19 protein-coding genes are annotated in these 19,794 nt (G+C 52.1%); 9 read left to right on the top strand and 10 right to left on the bottom strand.

Features of this window, described 5'->3' with window-relative positions:
* Positions 1 to 57 precede the first annotated feature (57 nt).
* Positions 58 to 1,131, bottom strand: a complete 1,074-nt coding sequence (locus E3E32_RS05390) for a Xaa-Pro peptidase family protein (protein ID WP_167731010.1) — start codon at positions 1,129 to 1,131, stop codon at positions 58 to 60.
* Between the two features lie 128 nt (positions 1,132 to 1,259).
* On the opposite strand from E3E32_RS05390, the gene E3E32_RS05385 reads away from it, so the two are divergent.
* The 3 genes from E3E32_RS05385 (at position 1,260) to E3E32_RS05375 (ending at position 3,061) form a co-directional block, all read left to right on the top strand.
* Positions 1,260 to 1,844: a 50S ribosomal protein L15e gene (locus tag E3E32_RS05385; protein ID WP_167730678.1), complete on the top strand. Its 585-nt coding sequence runs from the start codon at positions 1,260 to 1,262 to the stop codon at positions 1,842 to 1,844.
* 93 nt (positions 1,845 to 1,937) lie between these two features.
* The gene (locus E3E32_RS05380) at positions 1,938 to 2,393 is read left to right on the top strand and encodes an RNA-binding protein (protein WP_167731009.1); all 456 of its coding nucleotides are present in this window, start codon (positions 1,938 to 1,940) and stop codon (positions 2,391 to 2,393) included.
* Positions 2,390 to 3,061, top strand: a complete 672-nt coding sequence (locus tag E3E32_RS05375) for a Ribonuclease P protein component 3 (protein ID WP_167731008.1) — start codon at positions 2,390 to 2,392, stop codon at positions 3,059 to 3,061. Before E3E32_RS05380 ends, E3E32_RS05375 begins: the two co-directional genes overlap by 4 nt.
* On the opposite strand, the gene E3E32_RS05370 is transcribed toward E3E32_RS05375, so the two are convergent.
* Complete coding sequence (locus E3E32_RS05370; RefSeq protein WP_167730676.1) at positions 3,058 to 4,389, bottom strand: TrpB-like pyridoxal phosphate-dependent enzyme; 1,332 nt, start codon at positions 4,387 to 4,389, stop codon at positions 3,058 to 3,060. The genes E3E32_RS05375 and E3E32_RS05370 overlap by 4 nt on opposite strands.
* Before the next feature lie 572 nt (positions 4,390 to 4,961).
* On the opposite strand from E3E32_RS05370, the gene E3E32_RS05365 reads away from it, so the two are divergent.
* Complete coding sequence (locus tag E3E32_RS05365; protein WP_167730674.1) at positions 4,962 to 5,969, top strand: TIGR00341 family protein; 1,008 nt, start codon at positions 4,962 to 4,964, stop codon at positions 5,967 to 5,969.
* Here E3E32_RS05365 and E3E32_RS05360 read toward each other — a convergent pair.
* Entirely contained in the window at positions 5,966 to 6,412 is a 447-nt protein-coding gene (locus E3E32_RS05360; protein ID WP_167730672.1) for a hypothetical protein, read from the bottom strand. The genes E3E32_RS05365 and E3E32_RS05360 overlap by 4 nt on opposite strands.
* Positions 6,413 to 6,493: 81 nt before the next feature.
* Between E3E32_RS05360 and nikR the strand changes: the two genes are divergently transcribed.
* Positions 6,494 to 6,910, top strand: coding sequence for a nickel-responsive transcriptional regulator NikR (nikR, locus tag E3E32_RS05355; RefSeq protein WP_167730670.1), 417 nt, complete (start codon positions 6,494 to 6,496; stop codon positions 6,908 to 6,910).
* Between the two features lie 22 nt (positions 6,911 to 6,932).
* On the top strand, positions 6,933 to 7,346 hold the full coding sequence (locus tag E3E32_RS05350) for an amino acid permease (RefSeq protein WP_167730669.1): 414 nt from the start codon (positions 6,933 to 6,935) through the stop codon (positions 7,344 to 7,346).
* Here the strand turns inward: E3E32_RS05350 and rqcH are convergent.
* Entirely contained in the window at positions 7,343 to 9,292 is a 1,950-nt protein-coding gene (gene rqcH, locus E3E32_RS05345) for a ribosome rescue protein RqcH (RefSeq protein ID WP_167730667.1), read from the bottom strand. The genes E3E32_RS05350 and rqcH overlap by 4 nt on opposite strands.
* A 123-nt stretch (positions 9,293 to 9,415) precedes the next feature.
* Between rqcH and E3E32_RS05340 the strand changes: the two genes are divergently transcribed.
* The gene (locus tag E3E32_RS05340) at positions 9,416 to 11,113 is read left to right on the top strand and encodes a 1,4-alpha-glucan branching protein (RefSeq protein WP_167730665.1); all 1,698 of its coding nucleotides are present in this window, start codon (positions 9,416 to 9,418) and stop codon (positions 11,111 to 11,113) included.
* A gap of 393 nt (positions 11,114 to 11,506) precedes the next feature.
* Complete coding sequence (locus E3E32_RS05335) at positions 11,507 to 11,824, top strand: P-II family nitrogen regulator (RefSeq protein WP_012571112.1); 318 nt, start codon at positions 11,507 to 11,509, stop codon at positions 11,822 to 11,824.
* Here E3E32_RS05335 and E3E32_RS05330 read toward each other — a convergent pair.
* Positions 11,821 to 12,549, bottom strand: a complete 729-nt coding sequence (locus E3E32_RS05330) for an alpha-glucosidase (RefSeq protein ID WP_167711107.1) — start codon at positions 12,547 to 12,549, stop codon at positions 11,821 to 11,823. The genes E3E32_RS05335 and E3E32_RS05330 overlap by 4 nt on opposite strands.
* Before the next feature lie 156 nt (positions 12,550 to 12,705).
* On the bottom strand, positions 12,706 to 14,289 hold the full coding sequence (locus tag E3E32_RS05325) for a sodium-dependent transporter (RefSeq protein ID WP_167730663.1): 1,584 nt from the start codon (positions 14,287 to 14,289) through the stop codon (positions 12,706 to 12,708).
* 611 nt (positions 14,290 to 14,900) lie between these two features.
* Here E3E32_RS05325 and gdhA point away from each other — a divergent pair.
* Positions 14,901 to 16,160 (top strand): glutamate dehydrogenase, encoded by a 1,260-nt coding sequence (gdhA, locus tag E3E32_RS05320; RefSeq protein ID WP_167730661.1) that lies wholly within the window; start codon positions 14,901 to 14,903, stop codon positions 16,158 to 16,160.
* Positions 16,161 to 16,296: 136 nt separating this feature from the next.
* Here gdhA and E3E32_RS05315 read toward each other — a convergent pair whose 3' ends face one another.
* The 4 genes from E3E32_RS05315 to E3E32_RS05300 are packed head-to-tail and all read right to left on the bottom strand — an operon-like array spanning position 16,297 to position 19,757.
* The gene (locus tag E3E32_RS05315) at positions 16,297 to 17,325 is read right to left on the bottom strand and encodes a branched-chain amino acid ABC transporter permease (RefSeq protein ID WP_167730659.1); all 1,029 of its coding nucleotides are present in this window, start codon (positions 17,323 to 17,325) and stop codon (positions 16,297 to 16,299) included.
* Positions 17,322 to 18,233 (bottom strand): branched-chain amino acid ABC transporter permease, encoded by a 912-nt coding sequence (locus E3E32_RS05310; RefSeq protein WP_240910567.1) that lies wholly within the window; start codon positions 18,231 to 18,233, stop codon positions 17,322 to 17,324. The genes E3E32_RS05315 and E3E32_RS05310 overlap by 4 nt, the downstream gene beginning before the upstream one ends.
* Positions 18,214 to 18,987, bottom strand: coding sequence for an ABC transporter ATP-binding protein (locus E3E32_RS05305; RefSeq protein ID WP_167730657.1), 774 nt, complete (start codon positions 18,985 to 18,987; stop codon positions 18,214 to 18,216). The genes E3E32_RS05310 and E3E32_RS05305 overlap by 20 nt, the downstream gene beginning before the upstream one ends.
* A gap of 2 nt (positions 18,988 to 18,989) precedes the next feature.
* Complete coding sequence (locus E3E32_RS05300; RefSeq protein ID WP_167730655.1) at positions 18,990 to 19,757, bottom strand: ABC transporter ATP-binding protein; 768 nt, start codon at positions 19,755 to 19,757, stop codon at positions 18,990 to 18,992.
* Positions 19,758 to 19,794 lie beyond the last annotated feature (37 nt).

The following is a 19,794-nucleotide window of genomic DNA, read 5'->3' as shown; positions in this document are numbered from 1 at the left end:
GCTGCATTTCTTTTCATTCTTCCTTATCTCCACTGGGCTGTGTGGCCTGTTGCAATCCTACCCAATCGTGATCAACTCCCTCGGTGCCTTCGTCAACCTCCTTCCCTTTCCGCCCTCAACGACCACATCGTCCTCTATTCTAACTCCCCCCAGGCCCGGCACGTAGATGCCCGGCTCTATCGTGAAGGTCATGCCGTTTTCTAGGACTACCTCTCCATCCGGCCCTATGTATGGCTCCTCGTGGACGTCTAAGCCAAGTCCATGGCCAGTTCTGTGAGTGAAGTACTCGCCATAGCCCGCTTCCGCTATGTAGTCCCTTGCCGCTTTGTCAACCTCCTTAGCCTTTATGCCCTCGCGGACGGTCTGGAAGGCGCTCTCCTGGGCGTTCTTGACGATCTCATAAATCTCCAGGAGCTTCTCGTCTGGCTTTCCTAACGCGATAGTCCTCGTTATGTCGGAGCAATAGCCCTCCCACCTGGCGCCGTAGTCGAGAATAACGAGATCTCCCTTCCTCAGTTTCCTCTCGCCGGGCGCGTGGTGGGGATTTGCCCCATTCTCACCACTGGCAACTATTGGCTCGAAGGATATCCCGTCGGAGCGTTCCCTTATGAGGAGCTCAATCTTCAGGGCAAGGTCTTTCTCGCGCATTCCGATTAAGTTCATGCCGATTATCTCCTCGAAGACCTCATCGACGATCTTTGCCGCCTTCTCCATGAGTCTAATTTCCTCGGCGTCTTTTCTCATTCTAAGCTCGCGCATCAGAACACTTAACGGATGGGACTCGAAGCTTCCAAGCTTGAGAATACCTATCAGCCAGTCTGCCCTCATCGTGTTCTCCACAAGGATTCTGCCAGATGATAGGTTGAGTTCCTTTAGGATTTCGGCGAGCTTCCCGTAGGGATTCTCTCCATCACGCCAGAAGGTAACAGGGAAATCCCTGATGACGTTCTCGTAGAGGCTTGGCGCTAAAAGGTGGTACTCACCGTTCGAATTGACGACCAGAACCGTCAGTCTCTCTCCCGCTTCGTGGATGTGGAGGCTCGTTAGGTAGTAGAGGTTCGTTCCGGGGCTTATCAGCGCCCCGTCGAAGGCTTTTTCCTTGAGCAGAGAAGTGAGCTTGTTGAGGCGCATGGTTTTCACCGCTTCGACTACTCCGCAACTTTTAAAAACCTAATCTCGAACTTCGCCCGACTAAGGCGGGGCAAACCCGCGGGATGTTCCCGTAAGGGAGAACCACAAACGAGGAAGGAGGGAGCAAGATGGGAATGTACAAGTACATTAGGGAAGCCTGGAAGAGCCCGAAGAAGAGCTACGTCGGGCAGCTTCTCAAGGTTAGGATGATAAAGTGGAGGAGAGAGCCGGTCGTCGTTCGCGTTGAGAGGCCGACCAGGCTCGACAGGGCCAGGAGCCTCGGCTACCAGGCCAAGCAGGGCTACGTCATTGTTCGCGTTCGTGTCAGGCGCGGCGGAAGGAAGAGGCCCAGGTGGAAGGGTGGTAGGAAGCCCTCCAAGATGGGTATGGTCAAGTACTCACCCAAGAAGAGCCTCCAGTGGATTGCCGAGGAGAAGGCCGCTCGCAAGTTCCCGAACCTTGAGGTCCTCAACAGCTACTGGGTCGGCGAGGACGGAATGTACAAGTGGTTTGAGGTCATCATGGTCGACCCTCACCACCCGGTCATAAAGAGCGACCCGAAGATCGCCTGGATCGCCGGCAAGGCCCACAAGGGCAGGGTCTTCCGCGGCCTCACCAGCGCCGGCAGGAAGAGCCGCGGCCTGAGGAACAAGGGCAAGGGCGCCGAGAAGGTCAGGCCCAGTGTGAGGGCCAACAAGGGCAAGACCAAGTGATTCTGCCCTTTTGTTTCTATTCATTCAGCTTTTTGTCCCCAGTCCAGGCGAACTTTTTAAACCCTTCATCGTTTCTCTTCTCTGGTGAGAAAAATGGCAAAGATAAAGGTACATCACGTCAGGCTGACCACCTTCATCCACGCGACTGAGGATGAGGACAAGGTTCTTGAGGCTATAGGCACCTTCATCCCGGAGGAGATAGACGACGATGACGTTCTCTTTGACATAGTGGAAACGCGAGGCTTCTTCGGCAACCCTATTAAAGTCGTGAACGTCGAGATAAAGCGGAGCAAGGCAGTTAGAAAGTTCATTGACTACTTCAAGGAGCTCCTGAGCGATCAGGATAGAACCTACCTCCTTGACAACCTCGATGAGAAGATCGATGAGGAGGGAACGCTCTACGTCCGCTTTAACAAGCAGAGGGCCTACCTCGGCGACGCGGAGGTTGATGAGGGAGAAGACGTCATCCAGGTCAGGATAAAGGTCAAAGCCTTCCCGATGAGGAAGGACGCGGTGGTGAAAGCCGTCAAGGAGTGGCTGGAGGAATGACCCCCGAGCCTGAGGAAGTTTCCTTCTCCCGCGAGCACTGGGTTGAGATGGACGTAAGGAGTGAGGATGCCTACGAGCTGACCAGTGGGTGGTTTGACGAGGTAGTTTTCACCAAAAGGCTCGTCCTAGAAAAGAGCCCCGACTTCGACGCCCTGAAGGCGGAAATCAAGGAGCTAAAAGAGAGGTACGGGAAGGTTGCCCTCCTCATCGTCACGAAAAAGCCCAGCCTAATAAGGGAAGTGAAGAACCGCAACCTCAAGGTTCTCCTCTACGTCCAGGGCGGCGACATAAGGATCAACCGCTTCGCCCTAGAGGCCGGCGTCGATGCCCTTATAAGCCCGTGGCTCGGAAGGAAAGACCCTGGCTTCGACCATGTTCTAGCCAGGATAGCGGCCAAAAGGGATGTCGCCATAGGCTTTTCCCTATCACCCCTTCTCAGCGCTTCTCCCTACGAGAGGGCCCATACTCTGCGTTTCATGATGAAGGTCTGGCAGCTGGTTAACAAGTACGAGGTTCCGAGGTTCATCACGAGCTCCGCCGAGACAAGGTGGGAAGTCCGCGGGCCGAGGGACTTAATGAGCCTCGGGATAGCGCTTGGCATGGATATCCCCCAGGCCAAGGCAAGCCTGAACTTCTATCCAAGGATGATTTTGGGGAGGAAAAGCTAAGCCTCCCCCTTCAAAGCTGGAAGCTCTTCTGGCTCGTAGTCCTCGAGCTTTCCGTCGAGGAAATCCTCGTAGCCCTTGAGGTCGAGCAGGCCGTGGCCGCTGAGGTTGAAGAGGATGACTTCTTCCTTACCTTCTTCCTTCGCCTTGAGGGCCCTGTCTATTGCAGCTTTGACCGCGTGGGCGCTCTCGGGTGCTGGGACTATGCCTTCCGTCTTGGCAAAGAGCCGGGCCGCCTTGAAGACTTCCGTCTGATGATAGGCTATTGGCCTAACTATCCCGTGGTTTATCAGAATACTCAGCGTTGGAGCCAGGCCGTGGTATCTCAGGCCGCCAGCGTGTATCGGCGGGACGTAGTAGGTGTGGCCGAGGGTGTGCATCTTCATCTTCGGCGTTAGCCCTCCAGAGTCGCCGTAGTCGTAGGTGTAAACGCCGCGCGTCATGCTCGGTGCCGCCCTTGGCTCAACCGCTATGAACTCGTAGTCAGCTTTGCCGTCTAGTCTATCCTTGACGAAGGGATATGCCAAGCCGGCGAAGTTGCTTCCTCCCCCAACGCAGCCAATTATGACATCTGGATCCTCAAACTCCTTCATCTGCTCCTTGGCTTCCAGACCTATGACCGTCTGGTGCATTAAAACGTGGTTGAGCACGCTTCCGAGGGCGTAGCGCGCTTTTTCGTCCCTTAGAACGTCCTCGATAGCTTCGCTTATCGCTATTCCCAAGCCACCTGGGTGGTTTGGGTCTTCGCTCAGGAACTTCCTTCCTATCTCGGTCCCGTCGCTTGGACTGGGGTAGATTTCGGCACCGTAGAGACGCATTATAGTCTTCCTGTAGGGCTTCTGGTAAAAGCTGGCCCTAGCCATGTAAACACGAACGTTTATCCCCATTAGTGCCCCTGCCAGAGACAGGGCAGTTCCCCACTGGCCTGCACCTGTCTCTGTTACGAGCCTCTCGATGCCCTGCTTCTTCGCGTAGTAGGCCTGAGCCAATGCGGTGTTTATCTTGTGGCTGCCCGTTACGGTAGCCCCTTCGTATTTGAAGTATATCCTCGCCGGCGTTCCGAGGGCCTTTTCGAGGTTCGTCGCCCTGAAGAGGGGCGTCGGACGGCCTATTTTAGCGTAGAGCTCACGAACTTTCTTTGGAATATCGATGTATCGCTCCATGCTCATTTCCTGCTTCACCAACTCCGATGCGAAGATGCGGAGCAGCTTCTCTGGCTCTATGGGCTCGTCTGTCTCCGGGTCGAGGGGCGGTGCCAAAGGCTCCGGCAGGTCTGGCAGGATGTTGTACCACTTCTTTGGTATCTTGGAATCTGGCAGAACGGCTTTCATTCAAACCACCTCCTGATTTTTGGAAGAAGTCCCAAAGGTGAGGGAATAATGAGCGTGAGGACTAACCCAGAGCAGAAAGTTCCAGCTGGGTAGGGGTATAAGCTCAATCCTCTAGAACCTCCAAAAACGAGCCCCCCTATCAGTCAGGCCAAAAACGATCCCGCCCTTGAGCTGTTAGGCTAACCCGAACATTCAGGGGGACCTCAGAGACGCCAAAAACAATCACTCCTAGTCATCATGGTGCATCGGAGTTCAAAAGATTGCAATCCTTAAATGTTTTTCTTCAAGTTGACTGGAGAAATGACGATTATTTCCACGAATATGTTGGGATTTTTGACATTTTTGCAAGCTCTGGGCTGCGAAGGGATGTTCTGGGGTACATGCCTGCCAAAACTTTTCGCCCGGGTTTGGATAGGATTGCTCCGTTTGGTATTAGGGCCAAATACATCTTGAAAGACCGTTCCATGGACGGGATGCATTTTCGCGTGAGGATCCAACCGCACTGATTGCGGCAAGGGCAATCGTAGCGGAAACGGTTATTAACCTCCCTTTACAATATCATACGATGCCTAATGCTCCGGCTTGAGGTCTACTGTGATGAAACCGAGGGAGAGCAAGTTTCCGCGGTTCTCGGTAAGTGGAACGTCCAATTCTACGTGGAAGAGGTGAGGGGCAACGATCACCGCGTCCTCAAGTTCGTGGCCCTTGTCCCGGATTTCATCATAAACGACCTTGCAGACGAGCTCATGAAGGCTATAGACCTCAGAAAAGGGCACTCGGCGATAACGTGGTCGCAGGTGAGCGGCAAGTCCGTCAAGTACGCCAACTCCCTCAAGTCACTTAGGAAGTTCAAGCGTCGCTGGAGCCTTGCGGCTATAGAGAATCTCATAGAAGACGCCAATAACCAGGCAACGGTTGATCCGATCCAGCTCACCCTCGGCGCGGTCGCTTCCATAATAGCCCTTTTCGGATTGATAAACGACAGCATCGTGATGATAATCTCTGCCATGCTCCTTTCTCCTATTCTTGGCCCTCTCTACGGATTCTCCCTTAATGTCGTCATGGGTAGGGGGAGAGACGCCTTAGACGCCGTCTATTCCATCCTTAAGCTCTTGGTAGTTATATTTCTCTCTGCCGCCATTGTGACGCTCCTTCTCAAGCTGGCTGGAACTATGCCTTCTCAGCCAACCTATGAGATAGCGATCCGCGGAAATTCTGGCCTCGTTTACATCCTGCTGGCCGTTATACTCGGCTACGCGGGTATCGTGGCTATAGTCAGCAAGATACCCGAGATACTGGCTGGCGTTTCCATTGCTGCCGCCCTCGTCCCCCCAACGACGGTCATTGGAATATCCCTCGTCATGGGCTGGTGGGATGTTTTCAGCGGCTCGCTGATCCTAACTCTTGAGAATGTTCTTGGCCTGCTAACCGGCTCGTTGCTCGGGCTGTATATCCTCAACGTCTCGCCGAGGAGCTACTATGAGAGGAGAGCGGCGAGACTCTACACGAAGAGGACCATGCTCGTCCTAGCGTTGATGATAACCCTGATAGTTCTCCTTGAACTCATGGTTCCGGGCTAAGCAACCTCGGTCTGCTCATAGACCAGCTCACCCTTCCTGTGCTTGACAAGCAGGCTGTAGAAGAACTCCTTCATTTCGGGACTCATGTCGTCATCGAGCAGCAGGTCTGCTCTGCCTCTGTAATCCTTCTCTGCCTTCGTTATGAGGAGCGCTATCTGCGGTGTGAGATGTTCGAGCAGGATTCTAACGAGCTCGGGATAGGCTTCCTCCTCCAGTTCCTCGTCGGCCTCTATGCCAAGGTAAACGGTGAAGCCCTTCATCTGGACAGCCAGAACGAACTCATTCTCACTCAGCTCGAAGAACGAGAAGTTGTAGCTCTTGGATTCGACTCTCGCAAGCAGGACTCCCCGTATTGAGAGCGTAACAGGCTCATCCTCTATCTCGAACACAAGGTCCTTCGCAAGCTCCCTCTGCGCTATTGTGTAAAGCTCCTCTATCCTCATGGTTTTCCATTATTATCTGGGGATAAAAGGGTTTCGCGTCACGTTTTTAACGATGAACTTCAAAAATATCACGGTGGTGTTATGAAGATCACGCGCTTCGGTGTCTCTGTTCCGGACGAGTTGCTCGAGAAGTTTGACAGAATCATAGAAGAGAAAGGCTACGTCAACAGGAGCGAGGCGATCAGGGATTTAATGAGGGACTTTATAGTTAGGCACGAGTGGGAGGAGGGGGACAGGGAAGTTGCTGGTACAATAACCATCGTATATAACCACGACGAAGCGGATGTTGTTAAAGAGCTTCTCGAACTCCAGCACGACTACGTCGATGAAATCGTTTCAAGCCTTCACGTTCACATGGACGAGCACAACTGCCTCGAGGTTGTGGTAGTTAAGGGTAATGCGGGAAAGATAAAGGAGATTGCCGAGAGGCTCATAAGCCTGAAGGGCGTTAAGCACGGAAAGCTTGTGATGACGACTACGGGGAGGGAACTGGTGTGATTGAATCCCGGAGGGAATTAGTATGAGGCTGATCGGTTTCCTGTCCTCAATCGTCGCTGCTCTATCCTTTGTTCTCCCATGGTTCCGGTTGCCCTGGGGTGGACAAATAACGTTTCTTGGCATCCTCCGTGAGATCCTGGCAGGTTCCAATGGATTTGAAGGTGCATTTTGGTGGCTCAATCCTAACAGTACAGGCACTATCTTTCTCTTCATAGCGTTCTTCACGGGTGTGTTCATGGTACTCGTAGGGATACTCTTCGGGCTCCTTGGTGGCAGGCTCGGGCCGGGCATTGGAGTAGCTGGAATGCTTGTGTTTACTGTCATTGCGTGGCACATATACGGACAGGGCTTCTTTGGAACGCTCGCTGAGGGATACATGATAGCGTTGCTGAGCTTCGTCATCGGCTTTGTCGCTGGTGGAGGGAAGAGTCTCTAGCCGATGACTTCGACTATATCACCGTTCCCGGGGGGTAGGGTAGCCATGATGTCCTCTTCCCTAACTTTGTAGCCCCACTTCTCGAGGATGTGCCTGATCTTCTTCACGAGCTCGCTCTTCTTCAGTGAACCTGGTCTTATGACGATATACTTGTCCGTATGGGCTTTCATTGCCTCCACCGGCGCACAGACAACGTAATTTTCGCCCTCGTGCTCGATGACGCCAACGGCCAGCTTAAGCGGTAGACCTCGGAGCCAGTTCCTCTTTCCGTAGATCATGAATGCGCCTTTGCCGAGATACTCTCCGCTAGGCGCCTGCTTTGTCACCTGGTTTGGATGCGCCCAGTATGCATCGGCGCTGTAGAGTCCCTGGCTCCAGGCTTTGCTCATCGAAACGGCGAACTGACAGGCCTCGAAGATAGTCTTCTCTCCAGCCTTCTGACCATCTTTTATAACGACGTGCGGCGCTCCGTAAACGTCCGCGTGGCAGTAGAGATCGGTCTCGTCCATGTGTTTCTTTATCAGATTCTCGTTGGTACTTGCGTCCTTTCCGGCCAGAACGAGGAAGCCCTCACTCGACACGAACCAGCGGAACTTCTCGAACCACTTCTTCTTTCTGTGCTCTATTCTCTTTACCGCAAGCTCTTTCTTCATTTCCTCTTCTATGAGCTTCTCGATTTCATCCAGCTTTCTCTTGGTATCCTCGTAGGCCTTAAGCGCCCCCTCAAGCTTGTGCTTGGCCTTCTTGGCCTTCTCGTAGTAGAGTTCCGCGTTTTCACCTATGCTCTTGTTGAGGTAGAGCCTGACCTTCTTCCCCTCGAGCTCTATCGTCACGGCCTTCTCCTTAGGGTCAACAGACTTTACCATAAGAGCCGCCTTGTTCCCTGCCTTCTTGCCTTCATCTATTCTCTTCTTGAACTCCTCCCAGCCGAGCTTTTCGGTTGCCTTCCTGAACTCATCCAGAAGCCTTTCGATCATCGTGAAGTTGGCGTATATCAAGTCACCTATCTCCTGATTGGCCTTCGCCTGCTCCTCGAAGCCCTTCAGCAGCTCCTCCTGCTTCTTAAGCGTCATGAGGAGCTGCCTCTTCTTGGCCTCGAGCTTCTTTGTCTGTTCAATCTTTGCCTTCTCGAGGGTTATCTTCCCAAAGTATTCATCCAGGGCCTCGCTGAAGGTGCTGAAGTAACGCTTTTCGAAGTTTTCGTAAACCCTCAACTCTACCGGCACTACATCGTGCATGTTGCCGTCCTTGTAGACGATATTTGGCTTCGGATTCTCGGTGAAGAGGGCCTTCATAGTGTCGAAAATCAGCTTGAACTCCTCCTCGCTCAGCTCGCTCGCTTTTTTCTTCTTGTCCATCCCCGCCCGAAGAAGAATTTCTTCCGCGTATAGGCCGCCCATGTTGAGCTTTCTGGCCAGCGCTCTGACTATCTCGACGTCTTCCTCACTTATAAGCTCTTTAAACCTCTCCCACTCAACATCGAGCGGGTTTTCGCGGGCGGGCGGGAACTTGTATTCTGCCTTCGGCTTTATCGCCCTGTCCTTGTACTCTTCGTAGTGTAAAGCGGCGACAATCCTGTTCTCTCCGTCAACGAGTATGATGTTTCCCCTCCTGAAGAGTTCGCCTATGAGCGTGTAATCGCCAACCCGTATCTTCACAATCCTGTCGAAGTCATGCTGTTCTATGGCATCGATGAAGCCACCACTGAGGTGCTTTCTCAGAAGCATCGTGAAGCTTGACGGCATTTTTGGTGCTTCCTTTACGTAAGTCGTGACATGGAAGCGTTTCCCGGCCTGAATAATGAGATCCCGCCTGCCCTCCTTCGTGCGGAGCTTTATTCTTATCTCACCGCCGTCGTGGTATAGCTTATCAACGCGAGAGCCGACCAACGATTGGAGCTCTCTCACGATGTAGCGTATGTCAACGCTGCTCATCTCCTCCTTCATTCTCTCACCAGTTGAGATTTCGCGGTTGAGTTTAAAGGGTTGCTGTCTGATTTTGTCTTCCCAACGCAAACTCAAAGGTTAAGGTTAAATAGTCTAACGTACATACACTCTAGGTGATATATAGTGAAAGGATACCTAACCTTTGTTCTCCACACCCACCTTCCCTACGTGAGGAAGCACGGAAAATGGCCGTTCGGTGAGGAGTGGCTCTACGAGGCTATGAGCGAGACCTATCTGCCCCTGCTCATGGAGCTTGAAAGGCTGAAGGCTAAAGGCGTGAAGTTCGGTCTGGTCATAAACGTCACACCGGTTCTCGCCGAGCAGCTGGCCGACGACTATATCAAGCGTAGCTTTGAGGAGTACTTGGCACGCAAGCTGGAAGCAACGGAGGAAGACCTGAGAAGTGGAAAGTACGACGAGAAAGCTGTAAGCTTCATGCTTGACCACTTCAGAAAAGCCCATGACTACTGGAGAGCTATCAACGGCGACATTATAGGAAAGCTCCGCGAGCTTCGGGAGGAGGGCTACATCGAGGTGATAACTTCAGCGGCGACCCACGGTTACTTGCCCCTGCTTGGCAGGGACGAGGCCATACGTTCTCAGCTCGCCAACGGCATTTTGACCTATGAGAAGCACTTCGGCAGGAAGCCTAGGGGAATATGGTTGCCTGAATGCGCCTACAGGTCCGGGGGAGAATGGCCACTGCCCGGCGGAAAGAAAGTGCAGAGACGGGGAATCGAGAAGTTTCTCGAGGAGTTTGGTCTGGAATACTTCTTCGTGGAGAGCAACCTAATTGATGAGGGTCCTGTAACAAAGGAGTACGGTGAGGCACCTCTGGCCGAGACGGAGAAGAGCACACTCAGGCCTTACTGGATTAAGGGAAGCAACATTGCGATCTTCGCCAGAAACCGCGAGGCTGGCCGTCAGGTCTGGCATGCCCGCTTCGGCTACCCCGGTGACTTCTGGTACAGGGAGTTCCACAAGAAGGCCGAGAAAAGTGGCGGCCAATATTGGCGGGTAACGGGTAAGAACGTTGGCCTCGGTGATAAGGAGTTCTACGACCCTGACAAAGCTATGGAGCGTGTTGAGGAACATGCGAGACACTTCGTTTCGCTGATTGAGAGCCTCCTGACGGAGCATGAGGAGAAGTTCGGCGAGAAGGGGATAATCATCTCACCTTATGACACTGAGCTCTTTGGCCACTGGTGGTTTGAGGGCGTCAAGTTGCTTGGAAGGGTTCTTGAGCTCATGGCAGAGTGCGAGATAAGGACGACGACGCTTTCAGAGTTTCTCGATAGCTACTCCGGCGAGAGGCACGAGATAGGACTTCCCGAGGGTTCCTGGGGCAAAAATGCGGACCACTCGATATGGTGGAACGAGAGGACGGAATGGACCTGGGAGTACGTGTATTCAGCGGAGGACAGGATGGTGGAGCTGGCGACTAAATACTACGGTAAAGACCGGCTAGCTGACAGAATTCTGGAGCAACTCGCAAGGGAACTCCTCATCTTGGAGGCGAGCGACTGGCAGTTCCTCATCACGACGGGTCAGGCGAAGGAGTACGGTAAGAGAAGGATCCTCCTCCACGCAAGTGACTTCCACAGGCTAGCCAATGAGCTTGAGATGTACATGAAGACCAGGCAGTTTAACTTCAAGCTTCTTGAGGAGCTCGAAGAGCGCGACAATCTATTCCGATCCATCATCGTTGCTCACTACGTGAGCAGGAATCCTCCTGGGGTTCCGGAATACGTTGAGCCACCTGAGGTTCCGCCTGAGAAGAGGGAGGAAAAACCCGAAGAACTCGTCAAGATGGAAGAGTAAAGGGCCTACGCGACGGAGGTTGCCAAAGCCTTCGCCCAGAAGCCCAAAGGAGGGACGGAGAGCCGCAGTGTTATCAGGGAAAGAGGAGAAAGCTGCCCTCAAAAGGCGAAGCAGATCCGCGAGAGAACAAGAAAACTATCAGAAAGCCCAAAAGTAACCTGCTTAAGATAATGAATATCTGCCAAAAGCATGGCTAAGTTGAAGAAGGCTGGAGGTCACTTGATAGAGGACTTGAAGATACGGCCTCGAGGAGCTGGCGAAGAAAACCCTCATCCCCATCAAGCGCCTGAAGGAGTTCGCGGATCAGATTGAGTAAAACCAGCTTTTTGCTCTTATTCTTTGCTCTTCCAAAAGGCTTTTTTGGAGTTTCTTCGAAGTACTATTGTGATAGCCATGAAAAAAATCGAAGCAATTATCCGGAATGAAGATTTTGAGAACGTCAAGAAGGCCCTGAAGAGTGCCGGTATTATCCCGATGACGGTCTACCCCGTCCAGGGCAGGGGCGTTCAGGGTGGTGTTCCCCCCTATGATCTTCTGCCCAAGGTGAAGATCGAGCTCGTCGTGAAGGACGAGGACGTTGAGCGGGTCATAGAGATTGTTGCTAGAAACGCTAGGCGGGGCATTCCCGGAGACGGAAAGATATTTGTTCTGCCCGTTTATGATGCCATTAGGATAAGAACAGGGGAGAGGGGCAACGAGGCCCTATATTAAAGGAACGCGTGCCTGTGCTTGTAGAGGGCGTAGCTCGCGTAGCCAAGCAGAATCAAGCTGGCCGCTCCCGCGAGCAATATTATGGCTGCTATAGCCTGAGCGAAGGCGAGGCTCTTGCCGAGCTCTTGAGCTATCCTCATGAGCTCTTCCTGGTTAGTCAGTGCGTATATTCCATACCTTATCGAAAACGCCCCCATGACCATTGGTATGGGCATAACAGCAAAGGCGAGCATGAGTCCGAGATTTCCTCTCTTCCTCATACTAAGCATTGCTAAGAGTGTTGGGATTATCAGTATAAGGGCTGTCACGGCGTAAACCGGTCCGAAGATTCCCGAGACAATGTAGAACGGGATCATCCCAAACAAGAACGCCCGGTAGGCTCTGTGGAGAACCTTAACTTCCCCAGCGAAGTCGTAGGGAGCAGCCTTTGAGTACTTGTTGAGGGCCACAATGTCTTTCATGTATTCCTTTTCTCCCATCTTTTCGAGGTATCTGTCGGTGGTGTTGTTCTTGATTTTGACAGCCCTTTTGAGGAAGAAGTTGGCAAGCTCCTGATTGTCCACGGCAACGTTCTCTGACAGTTCCATGAAGTTTCTCCTCGCCTCTTCGAGGAGCTTTAGGGCTTTCTGCTTATTCTTATCTGAGAGCTTGGTGAGGGAGTTAATTTTTTTCTCAATATCCTCAATGGTCTGCGCTACATCTCGCAGAATCTCTTGGCTTTTCATAGAAGCACCTCCAAAAGATAAAATAAAAGGGGGCTTTAAGCCTTTTGCTCCTTCTCGGCACGAAGGAGCTTTGTAATGCTCCAGTACATCAGGATAAATATTGAACCCCACGCAAATATCAGGAATGCCAGAGCGCCTGTGTCCATTTTCATCACCTCAGAGTTTTATGAGCACCTCGTTCTTTGCGAGCTCTTCGCCGTACTTCTTCTTGATGGCCAGGTAAGCCTCGATAGCACCGATGACGAGGATTATGATGATAACTATCCTGGCCCTAGTGATGAGGCTGATGATTTCTGGGGTGTAGTCGTAGCCGAGCACCTGAGTGACGTAGGCCTCTGAGACGCTGAAGGCTCCTTTCCTGATGTAGTCGAGGGTGTTGCCACCGAGGAGGAACAGCATGAACAGCGGCGCTATTATGGTCATTATTGGCCTGTACCACTCTGGAACGTTAATGTAAGCACCCTTGTGAAGCTCCTCCCAGAAGTTGTCGGGCTTGAAGAGCCAAACTGCGACTATGATGTCGAAGAGACCAAGCAGCACGAGGAAGTAGGAACCAACCCACATGTCGAGCTCGCTGAGGTACGCTAGGGTGCTGTCAAGGGCAACTGGCAGTCCAAGCAGGAACAGGAATATGAACACTAGCCAGGTGCCAACCTTCCTCTCGATGTGAATGTCCTCCTCGAGCATGGCGACGAGGTAGTTGTAGGTGGCTATAGCTGAAGTGAATCCCGCGAACCAGAGCAGGAGGAACCACATGGCACCGAATATCTGACCTGCCGGCATGTTGGCGAAGACGTTCGGCAGGGCCATGTATGCGAGACCGACACCACCCTTGACGGCCTGCTCTGGACCGAGGTAGGCGAAGGCTATCGGGATGGCGAGAGAACCACCGAGGATGACCTCTGCGAACTCGTTGAGTGAAACTGTGGCGAGACCTGAGAGGGCAACGTCGTCCTCAGGACCGAGGTAGCTTGCGTAGTTGTGTATGATACCCATACCGAGGGACAGTGTGAAGAATATCTGTCCCGCCGCTGCCAGGCTTATCCTGAAGAAGTTCTGGCTGAGTGTCTGAAAGTCAGGCTTCCAGATGTACTCGAGACCCTTGATGGCGCTCCACTCTGGCTTTACGGGTGAGCCAAGGGTAAGTGCCCTGAGAACCAGGAGTATAGCGAACACGTACAGAAGGGGCATCATGACCTTAACCCAGCGCTCGATACCTTTGCTAACTCCCTGTCCAACTGCTATTCCAAGGAAGAGCATCGTTAGTCCCCAGAAGAATATCACTGCCTTGGTGTTAGCGACATAGTCAAGGAAGAACTGCACTGTATCCTTGCCGAAGTAGGCTCCGGTTAGGCTGTAGTAGGTGTAAGCCGCGGACCAGCCTATGACCTGATAGTAGTATGAGCTGAGCAGGGAAGCGACCGAGAAGGCCAGCATTCCACCGATGATACCGAAGATCATGGCTGTCCTTGGCTTGAGGCTCTCCCTGGCCATGAGGTAGAACATTGGTCCGATTGTACCGTGTCCGTATTTACCACCGTAGCGACCGGTGGTCCACTCAATCCACATCACAGGGATTCCCAGGAACACCAACGCTATGAAGTACGGTATCATGAATGCGCCGCCACCGTTGCTAGCAAGCTGGTATGGGAACCTCCAGAAGTTTCCAAGACCTATAGCATTTCCAGCCATGGCTAAAATTAAACCAATCTTAGTCGCCCATTGATCCCTCTGTTCCACACTATTCACCCCCGTTCTTAAATGTGTGGGCAACGAAACCCCGTGTACTATAACGGGGCATTATGTATAGGACATTGCATTCTATAAAAAGCTTTCTGATGCCTCTTTTCGACAAAAGACGATTTACTTGGCCGCAAAACGGTTGAAATTCTTTTCTTGTCATTTTGCAAGTACGCCAAAATAACGTAAGTTGATATTTGACATTACGACGATAGTTCTATGATTTAAAGACGTTAATGACAAAGAATATCCCAAGACCTAAGGCAAAGATTTAACTTGTGATCAACAATAAATAGGGAGGGGTCGATGATTGGAACGAGAGTGAGCTGAGGCATGATGACCGACTTCTCGCTGAGACCCCCTCAGTTTAACCTCATTTCATTCGTTTTTATTCAGCGCTGCTTTATTATGTTCGTTAATGTATAAAAAATCTTGGATGTACAGTCCTGTTTTTGCCTTAAAATTTCGGTAGATTTTTTCTTTTGGCCGAAAATTTCCGTATATAACTTTTTGTTTGAAATCAACCGTTCTCCTGCCTCCTTTAGCGAAAGGTTTATATATGCAAACGTCTAACTGGGTATCGCAAATTACCGAAACCCGAGGTGGGAAAAATGGTCGAGATTGACCCATTTGAGATGGCCGTTAAGCAGCTTGAGAGGGCTGCCCAGTTTATGGACATAAGTGAAGAGGCTCTTGAGTTCCTTAAGAGGCCTCAGAGGATTCTTGAGGTCAGCATCCCCGTCGAGATGGATGATGGTTCTGTTAAGGTTTTCACCGGTTTCCGTGTCCAGTACAACTGGGCACGCGGCCCGACCAAGGGTGGTATAAGGTGGCACCCTGAGGAGACCCTCAGCACCGTCAAGGCCCTCGCCGCCTGGATGACCTGGAAGACCGCCGTTATGGACCTCCCGTACGGCGGCGGTAAGGGTGGTATCATCTGCAACCCGAAGGAGCTCTCCGACAGGGAGAAGGAGAGGCTCGCTAGGGGATACATAAGGGCTATCTACGACATTATCAGTCCGTACACTGACGTTCCTGCCCCTGACGTTTACACCAACCCACAGATTATGGCCTGGATGATGGACGAGTACGAGGCTATCAGCAGGAGAAAGGTTCCAAGCTTTGGTATCATCACCGGTAAGCCGCCTGGAGTCGGTGGTATCGTTGCCAGGATGGATGCCACCGCCAGGGGCGCTGCCTTCACCGTCAGGGAAGCAGCTAAGGCCCTCGGCATGGACCTCAAGGGCAAGACCATCGCCATCCAGGGCTACGGTAACGCCGGTTACTACATGGCCAAGATTATGAGCGAGGAGTTCGGTATGAAGGTCGTCGCCGTCAGCGACAGCAGGGGCGGCATTTACAACCCGGACGGACTCAACGCCGACGAGGTTCTCGAGTGGAAGAAGAAGAACGGCAGCGTTAAGGACTTCCCAGGTGCCCAGAACATCACCAACGAGGAGCTCCTCGAGCTCGAGGTCGATGTCCTCGCCCCGAGCGCCATCGAGGGCGTCATCACCAAGGATAACGCCGACAGGATCAAGGCCAAGATCGTTGCTGAGCTCGCCAACGGCCCGACCACCCCGGAGGCCGACGAGATCCTCCACGAGAAGGGTGTCCTTGTCATACCGGACTTCCTCTGTAACGCCGGTGGTGTCACCGTCAGCTACTTCGAGTGGGTCCAGAACATAACCGGAGACTACTGGGACCTTGAGACCACCAGGGCTAAGCTCGACAAGAAGATGACCAAGGCATTCTGGGACGTTTACAACACCCACAAGGAGAAGAACATCAACATGCGTGACGCCGCCTACGTCGTTGCTGTCCAGAGGGTCTACGACGCCATGAAGTGGCGCGGATGGGTGAAGAAGTGATTCTTCTCTCTTTTCTTACACCTTTACCAGTTTCTGGCCTTCTTTCCATCACGTAAACCTGCTGACACTTTTCGCTAATGATAAAAAGAGGAGATTGTCCCCGAGGCAGCTAGGGACAGAAATAGGGACTATGGCTTTACCTTCCGTCTCTTAACCGCTTTATTGGCCCTGTCAGTATCTGACCCTCTCTTATTAACCCTTCTGGCCTGTAGTAGATTATCAATAGGGCTAAAACACCAAATAGAATGTATTCTAGCCATACTGGCTCAAAGGGTATGTGTAGTAGCTGTACCAGCTGGAACTTGTAAGTCTCTATTAGAACTTTCAGCGTCACGAAGATAGCTGTTCCAAGGAGAACTCCCCTGTTATTGCCCCTTCCCCCCAGGAGTATCATGATGAATGGGTAGAACGCCCACTCAATCCTAGTGAATGCGCTACTTATCAGGTTAAGAGCATGGAAGCCATAGAGGACTCCGCCGAGAGCTGCTATTCCCGAGCCAATAATTGAGGCTTTAATCCTAATCCTCATAACGTCCCGACCGAAAGCCTTCACAACTTCCTCGTTCTCCCTGTGGGCCTTCAACAGTCTTCCAAAGGGTGTGTTGAGAAGTTTCTCAGCGAATATGAATACCAGCACCATTACTAGGAGAACAAGCCCTATGAACACCCACTCCCTGTTGCTTCCCGACAAAAAGGCTAGTGGGTCTGGAACCGCTGTTCCATAGTACCCACCCATTAAAGATGGAGTGTAGTAGGCCAACAGAAACATTACCTCACCTATGGCCAAGAGCGTCATTCCAAGGTAATCCCCCTTGAGCCTAGCGCTCGGTAGTATGAAGAGGGCACCCAAGAGGGCCCCGAACAGGAAAGCCAATGTTAGGGAGCCAAAGAAATAAACCAGTCCATAGATGGGGTGGGCTGCGAAGAGGCTGTTGGCTTTGAAGACGAGATCGGTGGTTCCGGTTATAAGATCGCCGTCGACTCTGAGCATAGCCATGAGGATACGATTTACAGCTCCACCAAGCATAATCGCCCCTATAAGGACGGCGAAGTGCCTTCCGAAGTTTGGTATTCCTGTGTAACCGTACTCAATGTTCAGGCTTATGTTTACTACCGCATATATCCCAATCCAGACGAGTATGAGCTGGAGCAGTTCCATGATCATCTCATCAACCTCCTCCAGACCTTTGTGCCGGTCATCCCCTCGGGCATCAGCAGTAGTACGGCTATCATTATCATGAGAGAAACCACCTTTCCGTAGACGAGAATCCCAGTCCCGAGAACGTCTGAGAGACCGAAGGTAACAAGTGACTCGGAAAGGCCTATTATGTATCCGCCAATGAGACCACCGCTGATGTTCTTTAGTCCACCGACTATACTGGCCGCGAAGACTGACACTATTATAAAGCCTCCAGTTCCGGGTACTGTCTCCTGAAGGAAGGGCAAGACTGCACCAACCATGCCCGCCAGTGCCGCCGCCAGAAACCAGGAAAACAGCCTCGTCCTCTCGACGTCTATCCCCATTGCTTCGGCCAGGGCAGGGTTCTCCATCGACGCCCTTAGAGCGGTTCCGAACTTGGTGCGGTACAGCAGGATGTAGAGTGCGACGAGCGTCGCAACTACAAGGAGGCTGGAAACGACTAACCTACCAGGAATTCCTGACACAGCAAAGTCAGCGTTCGTAAAGACAAATTTGCTAGCGTTCCTCTTGAAGGCAGAACTTATAACGTCTGAGTAGGCACCGAGTAGGCCGTAGAGGATAATGTCCACCGCCAGTGTGGCCATCATCAGCATATCAACCGAAGCACCTTTTCGGATTAAGGGCTTCAGCGTGAGCAGGTAGACGGCTATACCAAATAGACCTCCTGTAATAGGAGCCGGAATGAGAGCCAAGTAGGGGTTGAGCCCGAGCCCTACGTAGAGCGTGTACGCTAGATACGAACCTATTACCGCGAAGGAACCATGGGCAAAGTTTGGAACTCCAGTGGTTATGTAGGTGAGCGTGAGCCCTAGGGCCAAGAGGGCCAACAGGTTGGCGTAGGTCAGCGCACCTTCAAGAACACCCATCGACATCACCCGCCTCAAGCTTTTCCGTCTTTTCCCCAACGATTTCAACGTCCTCAATTATGCCGAGGAAGTGTCTCTGGAATTTATCATCCGTTATGAGCCTAACTGGGTCTCCCTCGTAGAAGACCCTACCACTAACGAGCATGTACCCCTTGTCACTTATCTCCAAGGCCTTCTTTGCGTTCTGCTCTACGAGAAGGACCGTAAGCCCGTGATCGTCCCTCATCTCCACTATCTTTCCGAATATCACGTCGGCAAGCTTGGGAGCGAGCTGGGCAGTCGGTTCGTCGAGGAGTAAAAGTTCACTGTTTCTAATTAATGCAGTCGCCATGGCCAGGAATTGCCTCTGGCCACCACTTAGGTTCCCGGCCTTTCTCTTCAACAGGTTTTTTATCTCCGGAAACACCGAGAGAGCAAGCTCTAGCCTCTCTTTGAATTCTTCTTCAGAGAGTATGTAGCCGGCCATCCTGAGGTTCTCCATGACGGTTAGATTAGCGAACACGTTGTTGGTCTGGGGCAGGTATGCCATTCCCATCCTTGTTCTTTTAAAGGGGGGTAGCTTCGTGACGTCGGTGCCTTTAAACAGTATCCTCCCCGAGTAGACCGTCGTCAGCCCGAAGACCGTTTTCAGGAATGTTGACTTTCCGGAGCCATTGGGGCCAACTATCGTGGTGATCTTTCCCTTTTCTGCCTCGACACTCACGTCAAAGAGTATCTGGAGCTTTCCATAGCCGGCGTTAACTTTTTCTGTCTTCAGCATGTCTAACCCCCCATGTATATCTCGGCCACGCGAGGATCGTTCACAACCCTTTCAATACCCGCTCTGCCCTTGCCCTCGGTGAGAACCTTGCCGTTGAACATTACATAGAGGTGGTCTACGTATCCTAGGACTATGTCGAGCCTGTGCTCTATGAGGAGCACGGTTATCCCCTGCTCCTTTAAGCTGACAAGCTTCTGGAGTATGTCGTGGGCAAGGGACGGTGCAACTCCTGCAACGGGCTCGTCCATGACTATCAACTCAGGCTCCGTCATCAAGGCCCTCCCGATCTCGAGGAGCTTCATTTGACCACCACTTAGGCTCCCTGCTGGTCTGTCCCAGAGATGGTCAAGCTTAAGGAACTTCAAGAGCTCCCACGCACGTTCTACGTACTCCTCTTCCGTCTCTAACCACTGACTTTTTCTGAGGGCTGAGATGACTCCCTCACCAGGGTGGACATTGGCTATGAGCATGTTCTCGAGGACAGTGAGTGATTTAAGTAGCTGGGGAGTCTGAAAAGTCCTGACGATACCTTGGCGATACACTTCGTTGGGAGGCATGTTGGTTATGTCTTCTCCTTTGAAGAGAACCCTGCCGCTATCAGCCTTCAAAAATCCCGTTATCACGTTTATCAGCGTGGATTTCCCTGAACCGTTGGGACCTATTATAAGTGTGAGGGTTCTCTCATCCACCTTAATACTCACTCCATCAACAGCCCTTAACCCACCAAACGTTTTGATAAGATTTTCAGTTCTCAGTATCGTTCCACCCATCTAGACCCCCCGGTGGACTTCGATAAAACAAAACAGA

The sequence above is a fragment of the Thermococcus sp. GR6 genome (assembly GCF_012027415.1).
Classification (GTDB): Archaea; Methanobacteriota_B; Thermococci; order Thermococcales; family Thermococcaceae; genus Thermococcus; species Thermococcus onnurineus.
Note: the sequence above shows the minus strand (reverse complement) of the source record. Positions and strands in the feature narration are given on the sequence as shown.